Source organism: Knoellia terrae (genome assembly GCF_048606435.1).
Taxonomy (GTDB): domain Bacteria; phylum Actinomycetota; class Actinomycetes; order Actinomycetales; family Dermatophilaceae; genus Knoellia; species Knoellia terrae.
In genome coordinates, this window is the sequence record NZ_JBMBWH010000001.1 from 288336 (window position 1) to 308269 (window position 19934).

The window sequence follows — 19934 nt, forward strand, 5'->3', positions numbered from 1 at the left end:
TGGGGGATGCAGGTGCCGGACCGTGCCCGACCTCGCGGACGCTACCGCCCGGTTCCCCCGTTGGGGCGGGAATCGACAGGATCAGAGCGCTTCCGAGATCGACGCGGGTCCCATGAGGGTGTCGGGGCCGGTGTCGTGCTCGCGTGCGTCGGTGACGGAGCCCTTGACCTCGTGCGCGCTGATCTCGCCCGAGGCGATCTGCTCGGTCCAGTGGCACGCGACGCGCTGGCTCGCGTTGACGCCCGGGATCTCGGGCACGCGCAGCACCGGGCGCTCGGTGTCGCAGCGCGTCTCCTGGCGCCACGGGCAGCGGGTGTGGAAGCGGCACCCGGTCGGCGGGTTGGACGGTGAGGGCAGGTCCCCGGTGAGCAGGATCTGCTCGCGGCGGTCCTCGATGACCGGGTCGGGGACGGGGACGGCCGACATGAGGGCCCGGGTGTAGGGGTGCAGCGGGGCGGCGTACAGGTCGTCCGCCTCGGCCTCCTCGACGAGGGCGCCGAGATACATGACACCGATGCGGTCACTGATGTGCCGGACGACGGCGAGGTCGTGGGCGACGACGAGGTAGGTCAGCCCGAACTCCTCCTGGAGGTCCTCGAGGAGGTTGATGACCTGGGCCTGCACCGAGACGTCGAGGGCGGAGACGGGCTCGTCGGCGACGATGAGCTTGGGGTTGACCGACAGGGCCCGGGCGATCCCGATGCGCTGGCGCTGGCCACCGGAGAACTCGTGCGGGTACTTCGCCAGCGCCGCCTCGGGCAGGCCGACCGCCTCGAGGAGCTCGACCAGCCGGGGGCGTGCCTGTCTGGCGTTCTTGACGATGCCGTGCGCCTTCATACCCTCGAAGAGGAGCGACTCCACCGACTGGCGCGGGTCCAGGCTCGACAGCGGGTCCTGGAAGACCATCTGGATGTCCTGGCGCTTGCGGCGCAGCTCCTCGCCCTTGAGGGTGGCGATGTCGACCCCGTCGAAGATCACCGACCCGTCGGTGGGCGGCTCGAGCTTGAGGATGGCCCGGCCGAGCGTCGACTTGCCGCAGCCGGACTCGCCGACGAGGCCGTAGGTCTCACCTCGTCGGATCTTCAGGTCGACGCCGTCGACCGCGTAGACGTGGCCGATCGTCTTGTCGAAGATCACGCCCCGCTTGATGGGGAAGTGGACCTTGACGCCGCGCGCCTCGATGAGGACGTCGCCGTCCGGCTCGGCTGCTCCTCTGGTCTCGGTCACGGTCTGCTGACTCATCGGGACTCCTCCACGGGGTTGTGGCAGCGCAGCGGTCGGCCCTCGTGGGGGACGAGCTCGGGCATGACCCGGGTGCACACGTCGATCTGGTTCGGGCAGCGCGGAGCGAACGCACAGGCGCTCGTCCAGGGCAGGTTGTCGGACACCGAGCCGGGGATCGGCTGCAACCGTTGGCCCCGCGGGGCGTCGAGCCGGGGGATCGAGGCCAGCAGGCCGTGCGTGTAGGGGTGGCGCGGCTGGGCGAACAGCTCGTGACGCTCGCCCCGCTCGACGATCCGGCCTCCGTAGAGGACGTTGACCTCGTCGCAGAGCCCGGCGACGACGCCGAGGTCGTGGGTGATCATGACGAGGGCGGTGCCGGTGTCCTGCACGAGCTCCTTGAGCAGGGCGAGGATCTGCGCCTGGATCGTCACGTCGAGCGCCGTCGTCGGCTCGTCGGCGATGAGCAGCCGCGGCTGGCAGGCGAGGGCGATCGCGATGAGGGCCCGCTGGCGCATCCCCCCGGAGAGCTGGTGGGGGTAGTCCGTGAGACGCCGGTCCGGGTCGGGGATGCCGACGCGGTCGAGCAGGTCGCGGGCGACGGGCGTCGCCGCCCTGCGCGACATGCCGCGGTGGCGCTCGAGCACCTCGGTCACCTGGAGGCCGATGGGGATGACCGGGTTGAGCGAGGACAGCGGGTCCTGGAAGACCATGGCGATGTCCTTGCCGCGCCTGTCCCGCATCTGCTGGTCCGAGAGCGTGAGCAGGTCGGTCCCGTCGTACATGACGCTGCCGGCGACGCGGTTGCCCCGCTCGGGGAGCAGCCCCATGATCGCCAGCGAGGTGACGGACTTGCCGCAGCCGGACTCACCGACGAGGCCGACGGTCTGGCCGGGGCGGACGTCGAAGCTCACGCCCTGGACGGCCTCGAACGGCTCCTGGCCCTGGCGCTGGAACGTCACCCGCAGGTCGCGCACCGAGAGCAGGGGCTCGGACGGTCCGGTCCTGCCGTGCGTGGGGGTGGAGGGTGACGTGCTGCTGGTGGTGGTCATCTCCGGGTCACCTCCGGCTCTTGGGGTCGAGGGCCTCGCGCAGGGACTCGCCCATGAGGGTGAACCCCAGGGCGACGACGATGATGCAGGCCGCCGGGTAGAACGCGAGGTGCGGGTAGTCCTGGATGAGCCGCTGGGCTTCGCCGAGCATCTGGCCCCACTCCGGCTGGCGGTCGTCGGAGTTGCCGAGACCCAGGAAGGAGAGGCCGGCGGCGTCGATGATCGACGTCGCGAGGACGAGGGTCGACTGCACGATGACCGGCCCCAAAGAGTTCGGCAGCATGTGGCGGAAGATGATCGCCTTGGGCTTGACCCCGAGCGCACGGGCCGCCAGGACGTGGTCGCTCGAGCGCTGGGCCAGCATGGAGCCACGCAGCAGGCGGGCGAAGATCGGCACCTGCACGGTGGCGATGGCGACGATGACCGTCCACTGCGAGGGCCTGGGGGCGAGCGCCGCGATCGAGACCGCGAGCAGCAGGGAGGGGATCGAGAGCATGACGTCGACGACCCGCATCACGAGCGAGTCGATCCAGCCGCCGAAGGCTCCGGCGAGGGTGCCGAGGACGAGGCCACCGATGAGCCCGAAGATCGTGGCGAAGACACCCACGATGAGCGTCTGACGGGCACCGACGAGCAGCCGGGACAGCAGATCGCGGCCGAACTCGTCGGATCCGAGGGGGAAGCCGTCGCGCGGGCCGGGGATCTGGCCGGGCCGGAGGTCGTCGAGCAGCTCCGGGATCCGCTTGCTGGCGTCGTAGGGGGCGATCCAGGGCGCCACGAGGGCGAGCACGACGAAGACGAGCGTGATGCCGGCCCCGAGGAGGAAGACCGGGTTGCGGCGCAGCCGAGCCCAGGCACTCGCGATGAGCGAGACACCACCGGTGTCGCGGACCTTGCCGGCCGCGCTGACGTGGACGTCCGCGGGGGTCGTCACGGATCCGCCGGCCGGCCGACCGGCGGAGGCGGCGAGCGCGTCGATGCGGTCCTTCTTCGCGCTGGGGCGTGGATCCAGGGGGGAGGGGGTCATCCCGGTCACCTCGTCCGGACTCGGGGGTCGATCACGGCATACATGATGTCGACCAGCAGGTTGACGAGCACATAGACGGCGGCCGCGGCGAGGATGATGACCTGTAGCACGGGGTAGTCACGCCGGCTGAAGGACAGCGCCAGAGCCTCGCCGATGCCACCCCACGAGAAGACGGCCTCGGTGAGGACGGCGCCGCCCAGGAGTGCACCGATCTGCAGACCGATCGTCGTCGTCACGGGCAGCATGGCGTTGCGCAGGACGTGACGGCCCCGGATGATCCGGTTGGTCAGGCCCTTGGACTCGGCGGTGCGGATGTAGTCCTCGTCGAGCACGTCGAGGACCGAGGCCCGGGTGATGCGGAAGATCACCGCGAACGGGATGCTCGACAGCGCCACTGACGGCAGGATCAGGTGCTTGAGCGCGTCCCACGCCGCGTCGAACTCGCGGGTGAGCAGGCCGTCGAGGACGAAGAAGCCGGTGACCCGGGTGGCATCGAGACTGCCGTCCTGGCGGCCGGACACGGGCAGCCAGCCGAGCTTGATCGCGAAGACGTACTTGAGCAGGAAGGCGAGGAAGAAGACGGGGATCGCGACGCCGACGAGGGAGAACACCACCGACGCGTTGTCGAGGAACGAGGCCCGGCGCCGGGCGGCGAGGTAGCCCATCGGGATGCCGAGGGCGACCGCGATGAGCATCGCGAAGAAGCTGAGCTCGATCGTCGCCGGGAAGCGCTGCAGGAAGATGTCGAGGGCGTCGGTCCCGGGCAGGACGCTCGTCGAGGGACCGAAGTCGCCCTGGAGCACGCGTCCCACGAACTTGCCGTACTGGACCCAGACGGGCTCGTCGAGGCCGAAGGCCTTCTCCATCGCCGCGCGCGTGGCCGGCGTCGCCCGCTCGCCGAGGATCGCGGAGACGGTCCCGCCGGGCAGGGAGCGCAACCACAGGAACAACAACAGCGACAGCACGACGAGGACGCCGACCATCTGTACCAGGCGCCTGACGATGAACCTCAGCACGCGATCCTCCTCCTTCGGTCATGGCGGTGGCCGCCCCGGCGAATCCTTCGCCGGGACGGCCACCTCGTCAACGGTTGCGAGCGGGCAGGCTCACTTGCCGCCGACGGTCACGCCACTGAACTCCTCCGCGGTGAGCGGTGAGGGCACGACGCCCTCGACGTCCTCACCGACGACGAGCGCCGGCGGGGAGTGGCTGATCGCGAGGGCCGGGAGGTACTCCTCCTGGATCTGGCGGTTCAGCTCCTCGTACGTCTTCGTGCGCTCGGCCTCGTCGACGATGGCGTCGGCCTTGGCCAGGTCACCGGCGAGCTTGCTGCCGAACGAGTGCTTGGCCAGACCGAAGTTGTTGGCGTCGAGGCTGCCGAAGAAGGTGCCGATGAAGTTGTGCGCGGCGTCGTAGTCACCGGTCCACCCGAGGAGGAAGGCGTCGAACGCGTTGGCGTCAACCCCGTCGAGGTAGCCACCGTTCCACGGCTTGGTGACGGTGTTGACCTTGATGCCGGCGGCCTCGAGGTCACCCGCCATCGCCTGGTACAGCTTCTGCGGGTTCGGCATGTACGGACGCGTGACCTCGGACGGGTACGCGAAGGTGAGCGTCAGCCCACCGGCCGCCGCGATGGCCGCCTTGGCCGCCGCGGGGTCGTACGCCACCGCCTCGAGGCTCTTGTTGTAGCCGCTGACGGTGTCGGGCATCATCTGCGTCGCGACCTTGGCGCCCTCGGGGAGCTGGGTCTTGACGAGCTCGTCGCGGTTGATGGCCTGGTAGATGGCCTTGCGGACCTTGAGGTCGGTGAGCTTGGCGTTCTTGGTCGGGTTGAGGCCGAGGTAGAACACGTTGAACGCCGGGCGGATCTCGACCTTGTTGCCGGCCTCCTCGAGGCCCTTCCAGTCAGCCGCGTTCGGGAGGTCGTAGCCGTTGATGCTCTTGGCCTCGAGCTCCTGGCGACGGGTGCTCTCGTCGGGGACGATCTTGAAGACGATCTTGGCGTTCTTGGCCTTCTCGCCCCAGTAGTCGTCGTTGCGCACGAGCGTGACCGTCTTGTTGGCCTCGTCGTACTTCTCGAGCTTGTAGGGGCCCGTGCCGACGCCGGCCTTGGAGTAGGCGGGGTAGACGAAGCCCTCGCCCTGGGCGACGACGTCGTTGGCCTTGCCCGCGTCCATCGCCTTGGGCGACTGCATGGAGAGCGAGTCGAGCGACAGGAAGGTCGGGAAGCCGGAGGTGGGGCGGGTGATGGACAGGACCGCGGTCTTCTCGTCCTTGGCCTCGCAGCCCTTGTAGAGCGACTCGGCGGCCTTGGCCTTGAACGCGCCGAAGGTGCCGGCCCAGTACTCGGCGGCGACCTGCCCGGCGGCGTTCTGGTCGAACATCCGCTCGAAGTTCTTGCACACGGCGTCCGCGTTGAAGGGCTCGCCGTCGTGGAACTTCACGCCCTCACGCAGGGTGAAGGTCCAGTTGGTGCCGGACGCGTCCGGCTCCCACTTCTCGGCGAGCTCGGGCTCGATCTCGGCGCTGCCGGCCTTGATGCCGACGAGCCCCTCGAACATCTGACGGGTGACCCGGAAGGTCTCCCCGTCGGTGGCGTAGAAGGGGTCCATGACCTTGGGGGCGCCAGCGGCGCCGAAGGTGAAGGTGGACGAGCCTCCGTCGGAACCGGAGGAGGAGCCCGTGTCCGACCCGGAGTCGTCACGGTCGGACTGGGCGCAGGCCGAAAGGGCCAGCGCTGCAACCGCCAGCACGGCGACCGGGGTCGCCTTGCGCTTGAACGTCATCGATACCTCGCTTGGATGTGCGAACCTCGAGAGCCACGGTTGACTCCCGGGGGATGGGGACCGTGCAGCGAAGCCGGGTGTGCCGTGCCTCGCTGCATGGACTCGATGACCCTAGCGACATTCGCCCGGGGGAATCAGGCGCCACGACATTGTTTATCGGAGTGAGACCGACGGGTCGGGAGGATGTGCGGCATGAGCACCGAACAGGAGGACGAGCCGGTCGAGGTGGTGGGTGCCGCGATCGTCGACGACCTCACCTCGCCGACACGGATCCTCGCCGCCCGCCGCACGGAACCGCCCGCGCTCGCGGGCGGCTGGGAGCTGCCCGGCGGCAAGGTCGACCCGGGGGAGAGCACGGTCGAGGCGCTGCACCGGGAGGTGGCCGAGGAGCTCGGTGTCGAGATCGCCCTGGGCGAGGTGGTCGAGGGTCCGCTGGAGCGCGGCCGGTGGCCGCTCGGCGCCCGCTACACCATGACCGTGCACCTCGCGGTCGTGACGTCGGGGTCACCGGAGCCGGTGGAGGACCACGACCTGCTGCGGTGGCTGGCCCACGACGAGCTGTATGCCGTCCCGTGGCTGCCTGCCGACCTCCCGATCGTGGAGGCGCTGGCCGCACGTTTTCGTCCCTGAGCCAATCCCTGAGAGACTGGCGGTTATGCCCATCACTACTCGCGACGACATCCGTAACGTCGCCATCGTCGCGCACGTCGACCACGGAAAGACCACGCTGGTCGACAAGATGCTCTGGGAGTCCGGCGCCTTCGCCGAGCGCGCCACCGTCGAGAGCACCGGCGAGCGCGTCATGGACTCCGGTGACCTCGAGCGCGAGAAGGGGATCACCATCCTCGCGAAGAACACCGCCGTCCACTACGCCGGCAAGGCCGCCGCCGACGCCGGTCTCGCCGACGGCCTCACCATCAACATCATCGACACCCCCGGCCACGCCGACTTCGGTGGCGAGGTCGAGCGCGGCCTGTCGATGGTCGACGGCGTCGTCCTGCTCGTCGACGCGTCGGAGGGCCCGCTGCCGCAGACCCGCTTCGTGCTGCGCAAGGCGCTCGCGGCCAAGATGCCGGTCATCCTCTGCATCAACAAGGTCGACCGCCCCGACTCCCGCATCCAGGAGGTCGTCGACGAGGTCTACGAGCTCTTCATCGACCTCGACGCCTCCGAGGACCAGATCGAGTTCCCCATCGTCTACGCCTCGGCGAAGAACGGTCGCGCCTCGCTCGAGCGCCCCGAGGACGGTGGCCTGCCGCTGGGTGAGGACCTCACCTCCCTCTTCGCGACGATCATCAACACCATCCCGGCGCCGACCTACGACACCGAGTCGCCGCTGCAGGCCCACGTCACCAACCTCGACGCGTCCAACTTCCTCGGCCGCCTCGCGCTGCTGCGCGTCTTCAACGGTGAGATCAAGAAGGGCCAGCAGGTCGCCTGGTGCAAGCACGACGGCTCCATCGAGCGCGTCAAGATCACCGAGCTGCTCATGACCGAGGCCCTCGAGCGCAAGCCGCTCGAGGAGGGCAAGTCGGCCCGGCCCGGCGACATCATCGCCATCGCGGGCATCCCCGACATCATGATCGGCGACACCATCGCCGACGCCGAGCACCCGGTCGCCCTGCCGATCATCACGGTCGACGAGCCGGCCATCTCCATGACGATCGGCACCAACACCAGCCCCATGGTCGGCCGGGTCCGCGGCTCGAAGGTCACGGCCCGCATGGTCAAGGACCGTCTCGACAAGGAGCTCGTCGGCAACGTGTCGCTCCGCGTCCTGCCGACCGAGCGCCCGGATGCCTGGGAGGTCCAGGGCCGCGGCGAGCTCGCCCTGGCCATCCTCGTCGAGCAGATGAAGCGTGAGGGCTTCGAGCTCACCGTCGGCAAGCCGCAGGTCGTCACCCAGCAGATCGACGGCAAGCTCCACGAGCCGGTCGAGCGCCTCACCATCGACACCCCGGATGAGTACCTCGGCGCCATCACCCAGCTCCTCGCCGCGCGCAAGGGGCGCATGGAGCAGATGACGAACCACGGGACCGGCTGGGTCCGCATGGAGTTCCTCGTCCCCTCCCGTGGCCTCATCGGCTTTCGGACGCAGTTCCTCACGGACACCCGCGGTGCCGGCATCGCGCACCACGTGTTCGAGGCCTACGAGCCGTGGTTCGGCACCATCACGACCCGCACGTCAGGATCGCTCGTCGCCGACCGCACTGGCCCGGTCACTGCCTACTCGATGGTGAACCTGCAGGAGCGCGGGACCCTGTTCGTCGAGCCGGCGACCGAGGTCTACGAGGGCATGATCGTCGGCGAGAACTCGCGTGCCGACGACATGGACGTCAACATCACCAAGGAGAAGAAGCTCACCAACGTGCGCGCCTCCTCCGCGGACAACTTCGAGAAGGTCGTCCCGCCCCGACGCCTCACCCTCGAGCAGGCCCTGGAGTTCTGCCGTGAGGACGAGTGCGTCGAGGTGACCCCGGAGGCCGTCCGCATCCGCAAGGTGGAGCTCGACCAGACCGTCCGCGGGCGCACCGCCTCCCGCGCGCGCAACAAGGCCTGAGGCGCCGCGGCGTCCCCGCTGACCGTCAGGATGTCCCCGCAGTGACCCCCCGCAGCCGCCAGCCCTCCCGTCCGGCCCGAGCCCGACGGTCCCGGTCGGCGGCTGCGGCGGCGGTCCTCGGTCTGCTCGGCTCCGTCGGCGGGTGCAGCCTGCTCGACCGGGGTGACGAAGAGGCGAGCACGCCCCGGGCGGCCGTCGCCGACGAGCGCACCGACGAGGCGGGCGGCACGCTGCGCGCGCTCTCGCTGGGCCCGGTGCTCACGTGGGACCCTCAGCGCATCGCCTCGCGCGACGACGCCGCGTTCGCGGGCCGCACGTTCCTGCGGACCCTCACCGCGTACCAGCCGAGCACCGACACCCGCAACCAGTCGCGGCTCATCGGTGACCTCGCCACCGACACCGGGTCGCCCAACGCGAACCTCACGGCCTGGTCGTTCACGCTCCGTGAGGACGTCGCCTGGGAGGACGGGTCCCCAGTGACCTGCGAGGACGTCAAGTACGGCATCTCGCGCACGTTCGCGACCGACGTCGTGTCGGGCGGGTCCACCGACGCGCTCGCCGTGCTGGCGATCCCCAAGCTCCCCGACGGCACCCCCGTCTACCGGGGGCCCTACGTCGGTGGCGCGCCCGCGGCCGCCGGGGTCGCAGCGTTCGACAAGGCCGTGGTGTGCAAGGGCGCCACGATCACCTTCACGCTGAGCTCCCCCGTGAGCGACTTCAACGAGATGGTGACGCAGCCGGCCTTCGCCCCGGTCAAGAAGAGCGCCGACAAACGGGGCGAGGGCACGTTCGAGGTGTTCTCCAACGGTCCCTACCGGCTGGCCGCGCCGTGGCGCGCCTCGACCGGTGGCTCCTGGGTGCGCAACCCGCACTGGAAGGCGACGAGCGACGAGGTGCGGCAGGGCTACCCCGACCGCATCGAGTACCAGGAGGGCATCGAGACCCAGACGGTCGCCCAGCAGATCATGGCCGACGGCGACAGCTCCCGGGGCGCCGTCGCGCTGGGCTCTGTGCCACCGGCCATCCAGCAGCACATCGTCACGGTCGAGGCGCTGAGCGACCGCTCGGTCACCGCGGACACCGGCCTCGTGGACTACCTCGTGCCCAACCTCAGGAGCAAGGTCTTCACCTCGGTCCCGGCCCGCCAGGCGCTCGCCGTGTCCACGAACCGGAGCGCCTACGTCACCGCCCTGGGTGGCGAGACCGCGGGGCGTCCGACCGCCTCGCTCATCCCGGAGTCGCTGCCCGCCCACCACGACGAGAGCCCGCTGGCGTCCGGTGAGCGGGGCGACCCCGACGCCGCCAAGGTCCTCCTCGGCAAGGCGGGCCTGACGCTGCCGGTGCCGATCCGTGTGGCCTACCGCTCGAGCCCGGCCGCCGACAAGGCGATGGCGGCGCTCGTGGCCGGATGGACCGACGCGGGCTTCACTCCGACGCTCGTCCCGCTGGAGGAGGAGTACTTCTCCACGATCTCGCAGCCCGCAGCGGCCACGACGTACGACGTCTTCTGGTCGAACTGGGCTCCCGCCTGGGCGTCGGCCAGCACCATCCTGCCGGCGCTGTTCGACAGCTCGGTCAACCTCAGCACGGTCGGGCCGGGCCGGGACTACGGCTACTTCTCGGACACCGCGGTCGACAGCGAGATCGTCCGCATCAGTGCGATCGCCGACCGTGGCGAGCGCGAGAAGGCGTGGGCCGCCCTCGACGTGCGGCTCCAGTCCGTCGGCGCCTACGTCGGCCTCGCCGAACGCCGCTCGCTCTACATCGCCGGGAGCGACGTGCGCAACCTCTCCGCCAACGAGGTCATCGGCGGCGTCGTCGAGTTCGCCGACATCGCGGTCCGCCGATGAGCCGCCTCCTCTTCGTGCACGCGCACCCCGACGACGAGACCCTCGCGACCGGCGTGGCGATCCTCCACCACGTCGAGCGTGGCGACGACGTCCACCTCCTCACCTGCACGCTCGGTGAGGAGGGCGAGGTCATCCCGGCCGAGCTGGCCCACCTGGAGGGTGCGCAGGGCGACCCGTTGGCCGCCCATCGGCGCACGGAGCTCGCCGGCGCCGTGGCCGTCCTCGGGGTGAGCTCGCACCTGCTGGGCGCGGCAACGGAGGGTGACGAGCCGGCATACCGCGACTCCGGGATGGTCGGGTCGCAGGCGTTCGCGCACCCCCGGGCGCTCGCCAGCACCGAGCTGCAGCAGGTCGCCGGCCTGGTTCGCTCGACCATCGCCGACATCGCCCCGGACGTGGTCGTGACCTACGACGCGGAGGGCGGCTACGGCCACCCGGACCACATCCGGGTGCACGACGCCGTCCGTCTCGCCCTGTCCGAGATGCCCGCGCCGCCGGTGCTCTACGTCACCCTCACCCCACGGTCCTGGGTCGCCGAGGACCGTGCCTGGCTCGCAGACCACGTCCCGGAGGACAGCGGGTATGCCGTCCCGTCACCGAGCGACCCCGTCGCACCCTCGGTGGTCGACGACGAGGTCGTCACCCACGCCGTGGTGGACCCGTCCGTCGTGCCCCGCCAGATGGAGGCGCTGCGCGCCCACGCGACCCAGGTCGTCGTCGGGAACGGCTGGTTCGCCCTCTCCAACGACGTCGTCTCACGCCTGCCCGGACGCGAGGGGTTCGCGCGGATGGACCCGCGCTCCGGGACGCTCTCACCCAGCCGGGGGCCGGGGCGCCGCGGACTGCTGGAGGCGGACGCGTGAGCATCGCGGAGGGGGAGGGCGTCGACACCGGCACCTACCGGCACGTCATGGGCCGGCTGGCCAAGGGGGTCGTCGTGCTGACGACGACCTCGTCGGGGCAGGACCACGCGCTCACCGCCAACTCGCTGACGAGCGTCTCCCTCGACCCGGTGCTCCTGCTCGTCTGCGTGGAGACCGACGCCCGCTTCCACGACGCCGCACGGGAGTCCGGGGTCTTCGGGATCAGCATCCTCGCCTCCGACCAGCGCGCGCTCGCCTCGTGGTTCGCCACGCCCGGCCGCCCCCTGCCCGGGCAGATGGACCGTGCTCCCCACCACCGGGGCGAGTCCGGGGTCGCCCTCCTCGACGGGAGCCTCGCGACGCTCGAGTGCGACGTGCGCGACGTCCACCCGGCCGGTGACCACGCCATCTTCGTCGCCGAGGTGCGCGCCGCGCGCTTGGCGGCCGATCCCAAGGCTGCCCTCGTACACTTCCGCGGACAGTACTCCGCCCTCGCCTGACCCTGCTCCACCTCGAGAACTCCAGCAAGGAACACGATGACCGACGACTTCGACCCGGACACGGGCCAGCCGCGACGCCGCCTGGGAGCGATCGTCGCGCTCCTCGGTGCCCTCGTCGTGCTGATCGGCGGGTACGTCGGCGTGGCGGCCTACGCCAGCGGCCGCGCGCCCAGCGGCACCGAGGTCGGAGGGGTCCAGGTCGGCGGCATGTCCCCCGGTGAGGCGCGCAGCGCCCTCGAGAGCGGGACCGCCGCCCGAGCGGCGGCGCCGGTGACGCTCACGGCGGGTGGCCGGACCGCGACCATCGCGCCCGCGGACGCCGGGCTCTCCGTCGACCTCGACGAGTCGGTCGCCGACCTGACCGGCTTCAGCCTCAACCCCGTCAAGGTCGTCGGGCACCTCACCGGTGGGGTGACCCGCACGCTCGAGACCGACGTCGACGAGGCGAAGCTCGAGGCGGCCGTGACGGCGGCCGCCAAGGCGCTCGACGTGGCACCCAAGGAGGGCAGCCTGTCGGTCAAGGGCGGCAAGGTCGCCCTGACCCCGCCCGTCGCGGGCCAGACCGTCGACGTCGACCGCACGGCGGAGACCATCGCCTCCACGTGGCCGCGCAGCTCGCCGGTCGTCGCGCCGGTCGACGAGTCCGCTCCCAAGGTCGCGGCCGAGGAGCTCCAGCGGGTCAAGACCGAGTTCGCCGACAAGGCGATGTCCGGGCCGGTCGCCGTCAAGGTGGGTGACAAGGCCTTCGAGATCCCTGCGGCCAGGCTCGCCCCCGCCATCAGCTTCCCCGCCGACGCGGAGGGCAAGATCACGCCGGCGTTCGACGACAAGGTCATCATCGCGGCCGTGACGGACGCCGCGAGGAAGGCCGGCGCCACCAAGCGGGCCAGGGACGCCAGGGTGGCCTACGCGAGCGGGCAGCCCCGGGTCGTGCCGTCGCAGACCGGCGTCGCCCTCGACGCGACCAAGATCGTCGCTCCCGTGACGGCGGCGCTGACCTCACCCGAGCGAGCCGCCACCATCCCCGTGACCGTGTCGCAGCCGAGCTACACGACGGAGAAGGCGAAGGCGACCCTGCCCAAGGGCCTCATCTCGACCTTCACGACGTACTTCCCCGCGAACGGCGGCGGTCGCGTCACCAACATCCGGCTCGCGGCCCGCACGCTCAACGGCACCTTCGTCCCGCCCGGCGGCACCTTCAGCCTCAACGGGGTCCTGGGCCAGCGCACCCCCGAGAAGGGCTACGCCAAGGGAGGCGTCATCAGCAACGGCCGCCTCAGCGAGAACTACGGCGGCGGCATCTCGCAGGTCTCGACGACCCTGTTCAACGCGGCGTTCTTCGCGGGGGTCGAGTTCAAGGAGTACATGGCGCACGGGTTCTACATCTCGCGCTACCCCGAGGGCCGGGAGGCGACGATCTCCTTCCCCTACCCGGACAACAAGTGGGTCAACACCACCGACGGCGGCATCTACATCCGGGCGTCATCGAGCGGTGGCCAGGTGACCGTGGCGTTCTACGGCACGAAGAAGTGGGACGTCACGTCCACGAAGAGCCCGCGACGCAACATCGTCCAGCCGAAGAAGATCACCGACCCCTCGCCGGAGTGCATCACCCAGAACCCCGTCGTGGGCTTCGACGTCACCGTGACGCGCATCTTCAAGCAGGGCGGCACGACCGTGCGGACGCAGCCCTTCACCACCCACTACAACCCCGAGGACGACGTCACCTGCACGCATCCCGACGCGAAGTGACGTCGCTCAGGAGCGCTCCGGTCCGGTGAGGTGGGCGTACTCCGAGTGCGCCTCGAACCCGAGTCGTCCGTAGAGGGCCAGGGCGGTGAGGTTGTCCGCCTCCACCTGCAGGTGGACCAGCCGTATGCCGTCCGCGGCGGCGTGTGCGACCAGCCGCGCGGTGAGGTGCCGGGCCAGTCCACGACCCCGCGCCGACGGGTCGGTCCAGACGGCGCCGAGCCCGGCCCACCCGTGGGCGACGGCGAGCCGGCCGATGGCGACCGGGGACTGCTGGTGCTGCTGCCCTCCTGGCCCGTCCTCGGCGTCCACCCGCGCGAACAGCTGGCGCGGGCTGCCGGTGAGCACCGCCACCACCGCGGACTCGACGACGGTCCGGCTGCGGCGGTAGGCCTCGAGCCACGGCTCGTCCAGCTCCTCCGTCACCGTCACCCCGGGTCCCCCGGGGTCGGCTGCGGCGACGACCGCGGTCGGCGCGGTGAGGGTGAGGCTGCGACCGCCCGCCGTCCAGCCCCGCGCGAGGAGCTCGGCCCCGACCGGGTCCCCGCCGGGGTCGAACCCGGTCGGCCCGGGAAGGGCCACGCGGGGCGGCAGTGCGCGAACGGCATACCAGTGCTCGACGTGGTCGACCGCGTCGGGGAGCGCCAGGCCCGGGTCGCCGAGCGCGAGGGCGGAGCTGCCCCTCTGGGTGAAGCCGTGGGAGGCCCGCAGCTCCCAGTCGCCGAGCGGTTCCCGCTCGAGGGCGCCCCAGCTCGGGGCGGTGACGCGAGCCATATCGGTCACTGACAGGGCGAGGTGCGCGGGGGCCGCCCGGCGGCTCGGTGCGGGCGGGACCTCCTTGACCGTCACGACCCGCTCGCGTGGCACCGACACGCGGCCACGCCGGGTCTCGACGACGAGCACGGCGGCGTCGCGGTGGACCAGGTCGCCGAGGGCGTCGGTCATCGTGGGGTGGCCCGGCGTGGCTCGCGTCTCGGACGGCTCGAGGCGGTAGCGGACGACGACCCGCGCGCCGATGTGGAGGGCGTCGGGGGAGGCGGGCACGATCGGCATACTATGGCGGCATGACGTACGTGATCGCGCAGCCTTGTGTCGACCTCAAGGACAAGGCCTGCATCGAGGAATGCCCCGTCGACTGCATCTACGAGGGCGAGCGCTCCCTCTACATCCACCCCGACGAGTGCGTGGACTGTGGCGCGTGCGAGCCGGTCTGCCCGGTCGAGGCGATCTACTACGAGGACGACACCCCCGAGCAGTGGGCCGACTACTACAAGGCCAACGTCGAGTTCTTCGACGACCTCGGCAGCCCCGGTGGTGCCGCCAAGATGGGCCTCATCCCCAAGGACCACCCGCTCATCGCGGACCTGCCGCCGCAGTCGCACGACGTGTGATCCTTGCTCGACCTCCCCGACTTCCCCTGGGACTCGCTCGCTCCACTCAAGGAGCGGGCGAGTTCCGTTGCCACCGATGACGGCCTCGGGCTGGTCGACCTGTCCGTCGGGACGCCGGTGGACCCCACGCCGGCGGTGGTGCAGGAGGCGCTGAGGTCGGCCGCCGACGCGCCCGGCTACCCCCAGACGCGGGGCACGCCAGCGTTGCGCGAGGCCGTGGCGCGCTGGTTCGCGACGAGGCGAGGCGTGCCGGACGTGGACCCGGACGGGGTGATGCCGACGATCGGCAGCAAGGAGCTCGTCGCCTGGCTGCCGACCCTGCTCGGCCTCGGTGCCGGGGACGTCGTGGGGTTCCCGTCGGCGGCCTACCCGACCTACGACGTCGGTGCGCGCCTGGCGCGAGCCACCCCCCGGGTGGTGGACGGACTCGCCGCGCTGGGCCCGCTGACACCCTCCACCACGCCGAAGCTGTTGTGGGTCAACAGTCCCGGCAACCCGACCGGCAAGGTCCTCGGGATCCCGCACCTCGCCAAGGTGGTCGCGTGGGCGCGTCGCCACGGGGTCGTCGTGGCGAGCGACGAGTGCTACGCCGAGCTCGACTGGCGCACCGACCGCGGCTCCGAGACGGCACCGACCACACCCTCGATCCTCGACCCCGCGGTGACGGGTGGCTCCCACGAGGGACTGCTCGCCGTCTACTCGCTCTCGAAGCAGTCCAACCTCGCGGGCTACCGCGCCGCCTTCGTCGCGGGCGACCCGCGCCTCGTGCGTCGGCTCCTCGAGGTCCGCAAGCACGCCGGGATGATCGTCCCCTGGCCGGTGCAGGTCGCGCTCACCGCGGCCGTGGGCGACTCGGCCCACGTCGAGGCACAGAGGGCCGTGTATGCCGCGCGCCGCGAGACCCTGCTCCCGGCCGTCCGTGCGTTCGGGCTCGAGGTCACCGACAGCGACGCCGGCCTCTACCTCTGGGCGACCGCGGGGGAGGACGCCCGGGTGACGCTGGAGCGGCTGGCCGAGCACGGCATCCTCGCCGCCCCCGGCACCTTCTACGGTCCCGGCGGACGGCAGCACGTGCGGATCGCGCTGACCGCGCCGGACGACCGGATCAGGGCGGCCGCGGCCCGTCTCACCGCGGGCTGACCCCGCCCTCCCTTTTCGCCCTCGTCGGCGTCTGGGGTAGCGTCACTGGTGCGCGAGCGGTGCCACTGCGAGCTCGCCCGAGACGTGAGGATTGATCTGACGATGAGCACTGACTCCGCCGCCGGGGCGGCCTTCCAGGTGGCCGGGAAGACTCTCAACTTCCCCTACGTGAAGGCCACCGAGGGCAACAACGGCTACGACATCTCCACCCTGCTCAAGGAGACGGGGGACGTCACCGTCGACATCGGCTTCGTCAACACCGCGTCGTGCGCGAGCGCCATCACCTACATCGACGGTGACGAGGGCATCCTGCGCTACCGCGGCTACCCGATCGAGCAGCTGGCCGAGAAGTCCAGCTTCCTCGAGGTCTCGTACCTCCTCATCTATGGCGAGCTGCCGTCGGCCACCGAGCTCGAGGACTTCACCGAGCGCGTGCGCCAGCACACGATGCTGCACGAGGACCTCAAGGGCTTCTTCAGCGGCTTCCCTCGTGACGCGCACCCGATGCCGGTGCTCTCGTCGGCGGTCGGCGCGCTGGGCACCTTCTACCAGGACAGCCTCGACCCGTTCGACAAGGAGCACGTCGAGATCTCGACGATCCGCCTCCTCGCGAAGCTCCCGACGATCGCGGCCTACGCCTACAAGAAGAGCATCGGCCAGCCGTTCCTCTACCCGGACAACGAGCTGTCGCTCACCGAGAACTTCCTGCGGATGACGTTCGGCGTCCCGGCGACGGACTACGACATCGACCCCGACATGGTCAAGGCGCTCGACCAGCTCCTCATCCTGCACGCGGACCACGAGCAGAACTGCTCGACCTCGACGGTGCGCCTCGTCGGCTCGGCCCACGCCAACCTGTTCAACTCCGTCTCGGCCGGCATCCACGCGCTGTCCGGGCCGCTGCACGGTGGCGCCAACTCGGCGGTCCTCGAGATGCTCGACGGCATCCTCAAGGACGGCGGCGACGTCGACAGCTTCGTGCGCAAGGTCAAGGACAAGCAGGACGGAGTCAAGCTCATGGGCTTCGGCCACCGGGTCTACAAGAACTACGACCCGCGCGCCGCGATCATCAAGCAGACGACCGACACCATCCTGCACAAGGACGGCGTCCGTGACCCCCTTCTCGACATCGCCCTCCAGCTCGAGCAGCGCGCCCTCGAGGACGACTACTTCATCGAGCGCAAGCTCTACCCGAACGTCGACTTCTACACCGGCCTGATCTACAAGGCGATGGGCTTCCCGACCAAGATGTTCACGGTGCTCTTCGCCCTCGGCCGGCTGCCCGGCTGGATCGCGCAGTGGCGCGAGATGATCGAGGACCCGGCCACGAAGATCGGCCGCCCGCGCCAGATCTACACCGGCGCCACCGAGCGCGACTACAAGGCGATCTCCAGCCGCTGAGGCTGCGCCCGGGCTCTGCCCGGCACACGGCACACGAGAGCCCCGACCTGCACGATGCAGGCCGGGGCTCTCGGCATGGTGCGGGCGGTCAGGCCCGGTGGCGGCCGAGCTTCTCACCCTCGACGTCGACGTCGGGGAGGAGGCGGTCGATCCAGCGCGGGCGCGACCACACCCTGTCACCCTGAGATACATCAGCGCGGGGAATGAGCAGGATCAGTGCACGTCAGGTGGGCGGACTGGGCGCTCCGTTAGAACGGTGGCGCCGCCGGGTATTGAGTCGGGCATGCCACCGTGATGGTCGGTGGTGGCCCAGTGAGCACCGCGAGCTCGAGGCATCGTCGGAGCTGGTCCTCGAGGAGCGAAGGAATCTCGTCGAGGCCCAGGAGTCGGATCTGTGACTTGCCGCCGACCGTCGGGCAGTGGGCAGTCGTTGGCCTGGCTGCTCGAACATCGGGTGGCACGGCGGAGGCGCCGGGGACGATTGCCCGGTCGAGGTGGTCGACGGGGTGGGTGACCCACGGCCGGCCGGCGGGGTCGCTCCAGTGGGCAGTGCCGTCGGGGTCGAGCCGGACGGACCAGCCGTGACGTTGCTTGATGCGGTGATGTCGCCGGCACAGGCACATCAGGTTGGTCGGGGTGGTGGCGCCGACCGGCCACGGTATGACGTGGTCCTGGTCGGTGTAAATCGCGTTGATGGAGCAGCTCGGGAACCGACATCGCCCGTCGCGCAGCCGCACGAGCCGAGCCATGTCCGGTGGGACGACATATCCGTCATTGCGGCGGGCGGCGTCCCTGCGGGCCCGCTTCGCCAGGGACGCGGGGACGCCTCCGCCAACGACGGCACCAGTGTCCGAGTCGCACACCAAACGCGTGGACGGCACGACACTGGCGCTCTCACCCAGCGCGTCGAGGTCGACCAGCGTCGGCGTGGTGGACCCGAGCCCGCTGACCTCGGTCAGCTGCGGCCCGCCCGAGCGGGACGACTGGGCCCGGGTGTCGGTTGGCGCGTCCTCGGTGGGGACGGTGGCGTGCAGGTGGACGGTCGCGTCGGCCCGGGCCAGTACCAGCTGCGCCAGCGCGTCCGCACGGGCCTGCGCCAGGGTCAGGTCCGGGTCCTGGCGCCGCAACGTGCGGGCCAGGGTCTCGACGGCCTGCCACATCAACGTCGAGCTCTCCACCGGCAGCTCCGCCTCCCAGTGGTCCGTGCCCATCGTCGCCGGCGAGCGGCGCACCGACCGGCCCTCGCGTGCCTCCTTCGCCTGCTTCGCGACCAGCTCAGGGTGCGCCCGAGCGACCATCCGCCGCACCCGCGCACGCAACGGCCCCGTCGTCTCGTCCCAGCCGCCCCGCGCCTCGTAGTGGCCCACCAGCGCGTCGACGATCACGGCGGCACCGTCCTCGGGGCACGGCTCGACCTCGGTGGTCACCACCCGGGCCCGCCATGCGTCGAGGTCACCGGCGAGCATCTGCCCGACCAGCGCGGGCGTGGTCGTCACCTGATGGATGGCGACCTCGACCCGCGTCGCCGCCGCCTGCACGGTGATCCCCAGCGTCGGCCCGACCAGCTCCGGCGCGTCCAGCGCCCGGTGACCCAGCCCGCGGTGCTGCTGCCCCCACTGACCGTGTTGGTCCACGACGTCCTCGACCGCCGCGACATGCGCCACCGCCACCGTCTCCACCCCGGCCAGCACGTTGGACGCCCGGTGCGTCTCCTCGACCACCGAGAGCAGCTGCTCCCGCGTCAACGACGACAGATCCATCTCGCCGAGAGCACGCGCGACACCCGCGGTCGCGGACCGCAGCGCCGTCAGTGCCTCGTCGAGCTCCATACCGCAAACCTACAAGCCACCACTGACAGTCCCCGGTCTGCCCGAGGAGCGAGCGAGCCTGCGACACAGGGGTGCTCGTGTCGCAGGCTCGCTCCCGACTGGTCAGGTGCCGTCGCGGCCCGTGCGCTCCTGCAGGCGGTCGATGTGCTCGGAGGCCTCAGCCTTCGTCATGTCGGCGGAGAGCTCCTCGCCGGCCTCGCGTGCCAGCGTGTCGAGGTAGCTGCGCTGGGCGCCTGTCATGGGCTCGTCCCCGGTGACCCAGTCGCTCGGGTCCTTCTCCGTGGTCGTCGGCCTGGGACCGCCGAGGACGTCACCGCTGTCGTTGGCGCGCTGGCCAGCGGCTGCTGGCTCCTCGGTGGGCATGGGCTCCTCGGTGGACATGGGCTCTTCGGTGGGCGCGGGCGCCTCCAGCGGAGCAGGCTGCTCGGCGTCGTCGGGGCGCGGCTCGTTCGAATGCGTGTTCGATGTCATGACTCGACCGTACCTCGCGGATGCGACGTCGACACCAGAGTCGTCGCAGCATTTCGGACGACCACCGGCGCGGCGACGGCAGGTGCGTCACCGG

At 70.8% G+C, this 19934-nt stretch carries 17 protein-coding genes; 9 read left to right on the plus strand and 8 right to left on the minus strand.

Annotated features, from left to right (window positions below):
• Positions 1–81: 81 nt before the first annotated feature.
• The 5 genes from ACOJV9_RS01515 to ACOJV9_RS01535 form a co-directional block, all read right to left on the minus strand.
• Complete coding sequence (locus ACOJV9_RS01515) at positions 82–1242, minus strand: ABC transporter ATP-binding protein (protein WP_420183406.1); 1161 nt, start codon at positions 1240–1242, stop codon at positions 82–84.
• The gene (locus ACOJV9_RS01520) at positions 1239–2273 is read right to left on the minus strand and encodes an ABC transporter ATP-binding protein (protein ID WP_420183407.1); all 1035 of its coding nucleotides are present in this window, start codon (positions 2271–2273) and stop codon (positions 1239–1241) included. The genes ACOJV9_RS01515 and ACOJV9_RS01520 overlap by 4 nt, the downstream gene beginning before the upstream one ends.
• Before the next feature lie 7 nt (positions 2274–2280).
• Positions 2281–3300, minus strand: a complete 1020-nt coding sequence (locus tag ACOJV9_RS01525) for an ABC transporter permease (protein WP_420183408.1) — start codon at positions 3298–3300, stop codon at positions 2281–2283.
• A 5-nt stretch (positions 3301–3305) separates the two neighbouring features.
• Positions 3306–4316, minus strand: a complete 1011-nt coding sequence (locus ACOJV9_RS01530) for an ABC transporter permease (RefSeq protein ID WP_420183409.1) — start codon at positions 4314–4316, stop codon at positions 3306–3308.
• Between the two features lie 90 nt (positions 4317–4406).
• Positions 4407–6086 carry an ABC transporter substrate-binding protein gene (locus tag ACOJV9_RS01535; protein WP_420183410.1) on the minus strand — a complete coding sequence of 560 codons (1680 nt, stop codon included), beginning with the start codon at positions 6084–6086 and terminating at the stop codon, positions 4407–4409.
• Between the two features lie 192 nt (positions 6087–6278).
• Here ACOJV9_RS01535 and ACOJV9_RS01540 point away from each other — a divergent pair, with 192 nt between their 5' ends.
• From ACOJV9_RS01540 to ACOJV9_RS01565, 6 genes are read left to right on the plus strand one after another with little or no spacing between them, the layout of a single operon-like run.
• Positions 6279–6716 (plus strand): (deoxy)nucleoside triphosphate pyrophosphohydrolase, encoded by a 438-nt coding sequence (locus ACOJV9_RS01540; protein ID WP_420183411.1) that lies wholly within the window; start codon positions 6279–6281, stop codon positions 6714–6716.
• 25 nt (positions 6717–6741) lie between these two features.
• On the plus strand, positions 6742–8646 hold the full coding sequence (gene typA / locus ACOJV9_RS01545) for a translational GTPase TypA (RefSeq protein ID WP_420183412.1): 1905 nt from the start codon (positions 6742–6744) through the stop codon (positions 8644–8646).
• A gap of 41 nt (positions 8647–8687) precedes the next feature.
• Positions 8688–10496, plus strand: a complete 1809-nt coding sequence (locus tag ACOJV9_RS01550; RefSeq protein ID WP_420183413.1) for an ABC transporter substrate-binding protein — start codon at positions 8688–8690, stop codon at positions 10494–10496.
• Positions 10493–11359 carry a PIG-L family deacetylase gene (locus ACOJV9_RS01555; protein ID WP_420183414.1) on the plus strand — a complete coding sequence of 289 codons (867 nt, stop codon included), beginning with the start codon at positions 10493–10495 and terminating at the stop codon, positions 11357–11359. Before ACOJV9_RS01550 ends, ACOJV9_RS01555 begins: the two co-directional genes overlap by 4 nt.
• Complete coding sequence (locus ACOJV9_RS01560) at positions 11356–11859, plus strand: flavin reductase family protein (RefSeq protein WP_420183415.1); 504 nt, start codon at positions 11356–11358, stop codon at positions 11857–11859. The genes ACOJV9_RS01555 and ACOJV9_RS01560 overlap by 4 nt, the downstream gene beginning before the upstream one ends.
• A gap of 36 nt (positions 11860–11895) precedes the next feature.
• Positions 11896–13611 (plus strand): VanW family protein, encoded by a 1716-nt coding sequence (locus ACOJV9_RS01565; RefSeq protein WP_420183416.1) that lies wholly within the window; start codon positions 11896–11898, stop codon positions 13609–13611.
• Between the two features lie 6 nt (positions 13612–13617).
• On the opposite strand, the gene ACOJV9_RS01570 is transcribed toward ACOJV9_RS01565, so the two are convergent.
• On the minus strand, positions 13618–14652 hold the full coding sequence (locus ACOJV9_RS01570) for a GNAT family N-acetyltransferase (protein WP_420183417.1): 1035 nt from the start codon (positions 14650–14652) through the stop codon (positions 13618–13620).
• A gap of 20 nt (positions 14653–14672) precedes the next feature.
• Here ACOJV9_RS01570 and fdxA point away from each other — a divergent pair, with 20 nt between their 5' ends.
• The 3 genes from fdxA to ACOJV9_RS01585 all read left to right on the plus strand — a co-directional run bounded on the left by fdxA (position 14673) and on the right by ACOJV9_RS01585 (position 17540).
• On the plus strand, positions 14673–14999 hold the full coding sequence (gene fdxA, locus ACOJV9_RS01575; RefSeq protein ID WP_420183418.1) for a ferredoxin: 327 nt from the start codon (positions 14673–14675) through the stop codon (positions 14997–14999).
• Between the two features lie 3 nt (positions 15000–15002).
• Positions 15003–16139: a succinyldiaminopimelate transaminase gene (gene dapC, locus ACOJV9_RS01580; RefSeq protein WP_420183419.1), complete on the plus strand. Its 1137-nt coding sequence runs from the start codon at positions 15003–15005 to the stop codon at positions 16137–16139.
• Positions 16140–16241: 102 nt separating this feature from the next.
• Positions 16242–17540 (plus strand): citrate synthase, encoded by a 1299-nt coding sequence (locus tag ACOJV9_RS01585; RefSeq protein WP_420183420.1) that lies wholly within the window; start codon positions 16242–16244, stop codon positions 17538–17540.
• 248 nt (positions 17541–17788) lie between these two features.
• Here ACOJV9_RS01585 and ACOJV9_RS01590 read toward each other — a convergent pair whose 3' ends face one another.
• Both ACOJV9_RS01590 and ACOJV9_RS01595 read right to left on the minus strand, forming a co-directional pair.
• Complete coding sequence (locus ACOJV9_RS01590; protein ID WP_420183421.1) at positions 17789–19369, minus strand: HNH endonuclease signature motif containing protein; 1581 nt, start codon at positions 19367–19369, stop codon at positions 17789–17791.
• A gap of 102 nt (positions 19370–19471) precedes the next feature.
• Positions 19472–19732 (minus strand): DUF3072 domain-containing protein, encoded by a 261-nt coding sequence (locus ACOJV9_RS01595; RefSeq protein ID WP_420183758.1) that lies wholly within the window; start codon positions 19730–19732, stop codon positions 19472–19474.
• Between the last annotated feature and the right edge of the window lie 202 nt (positions 19733–19934).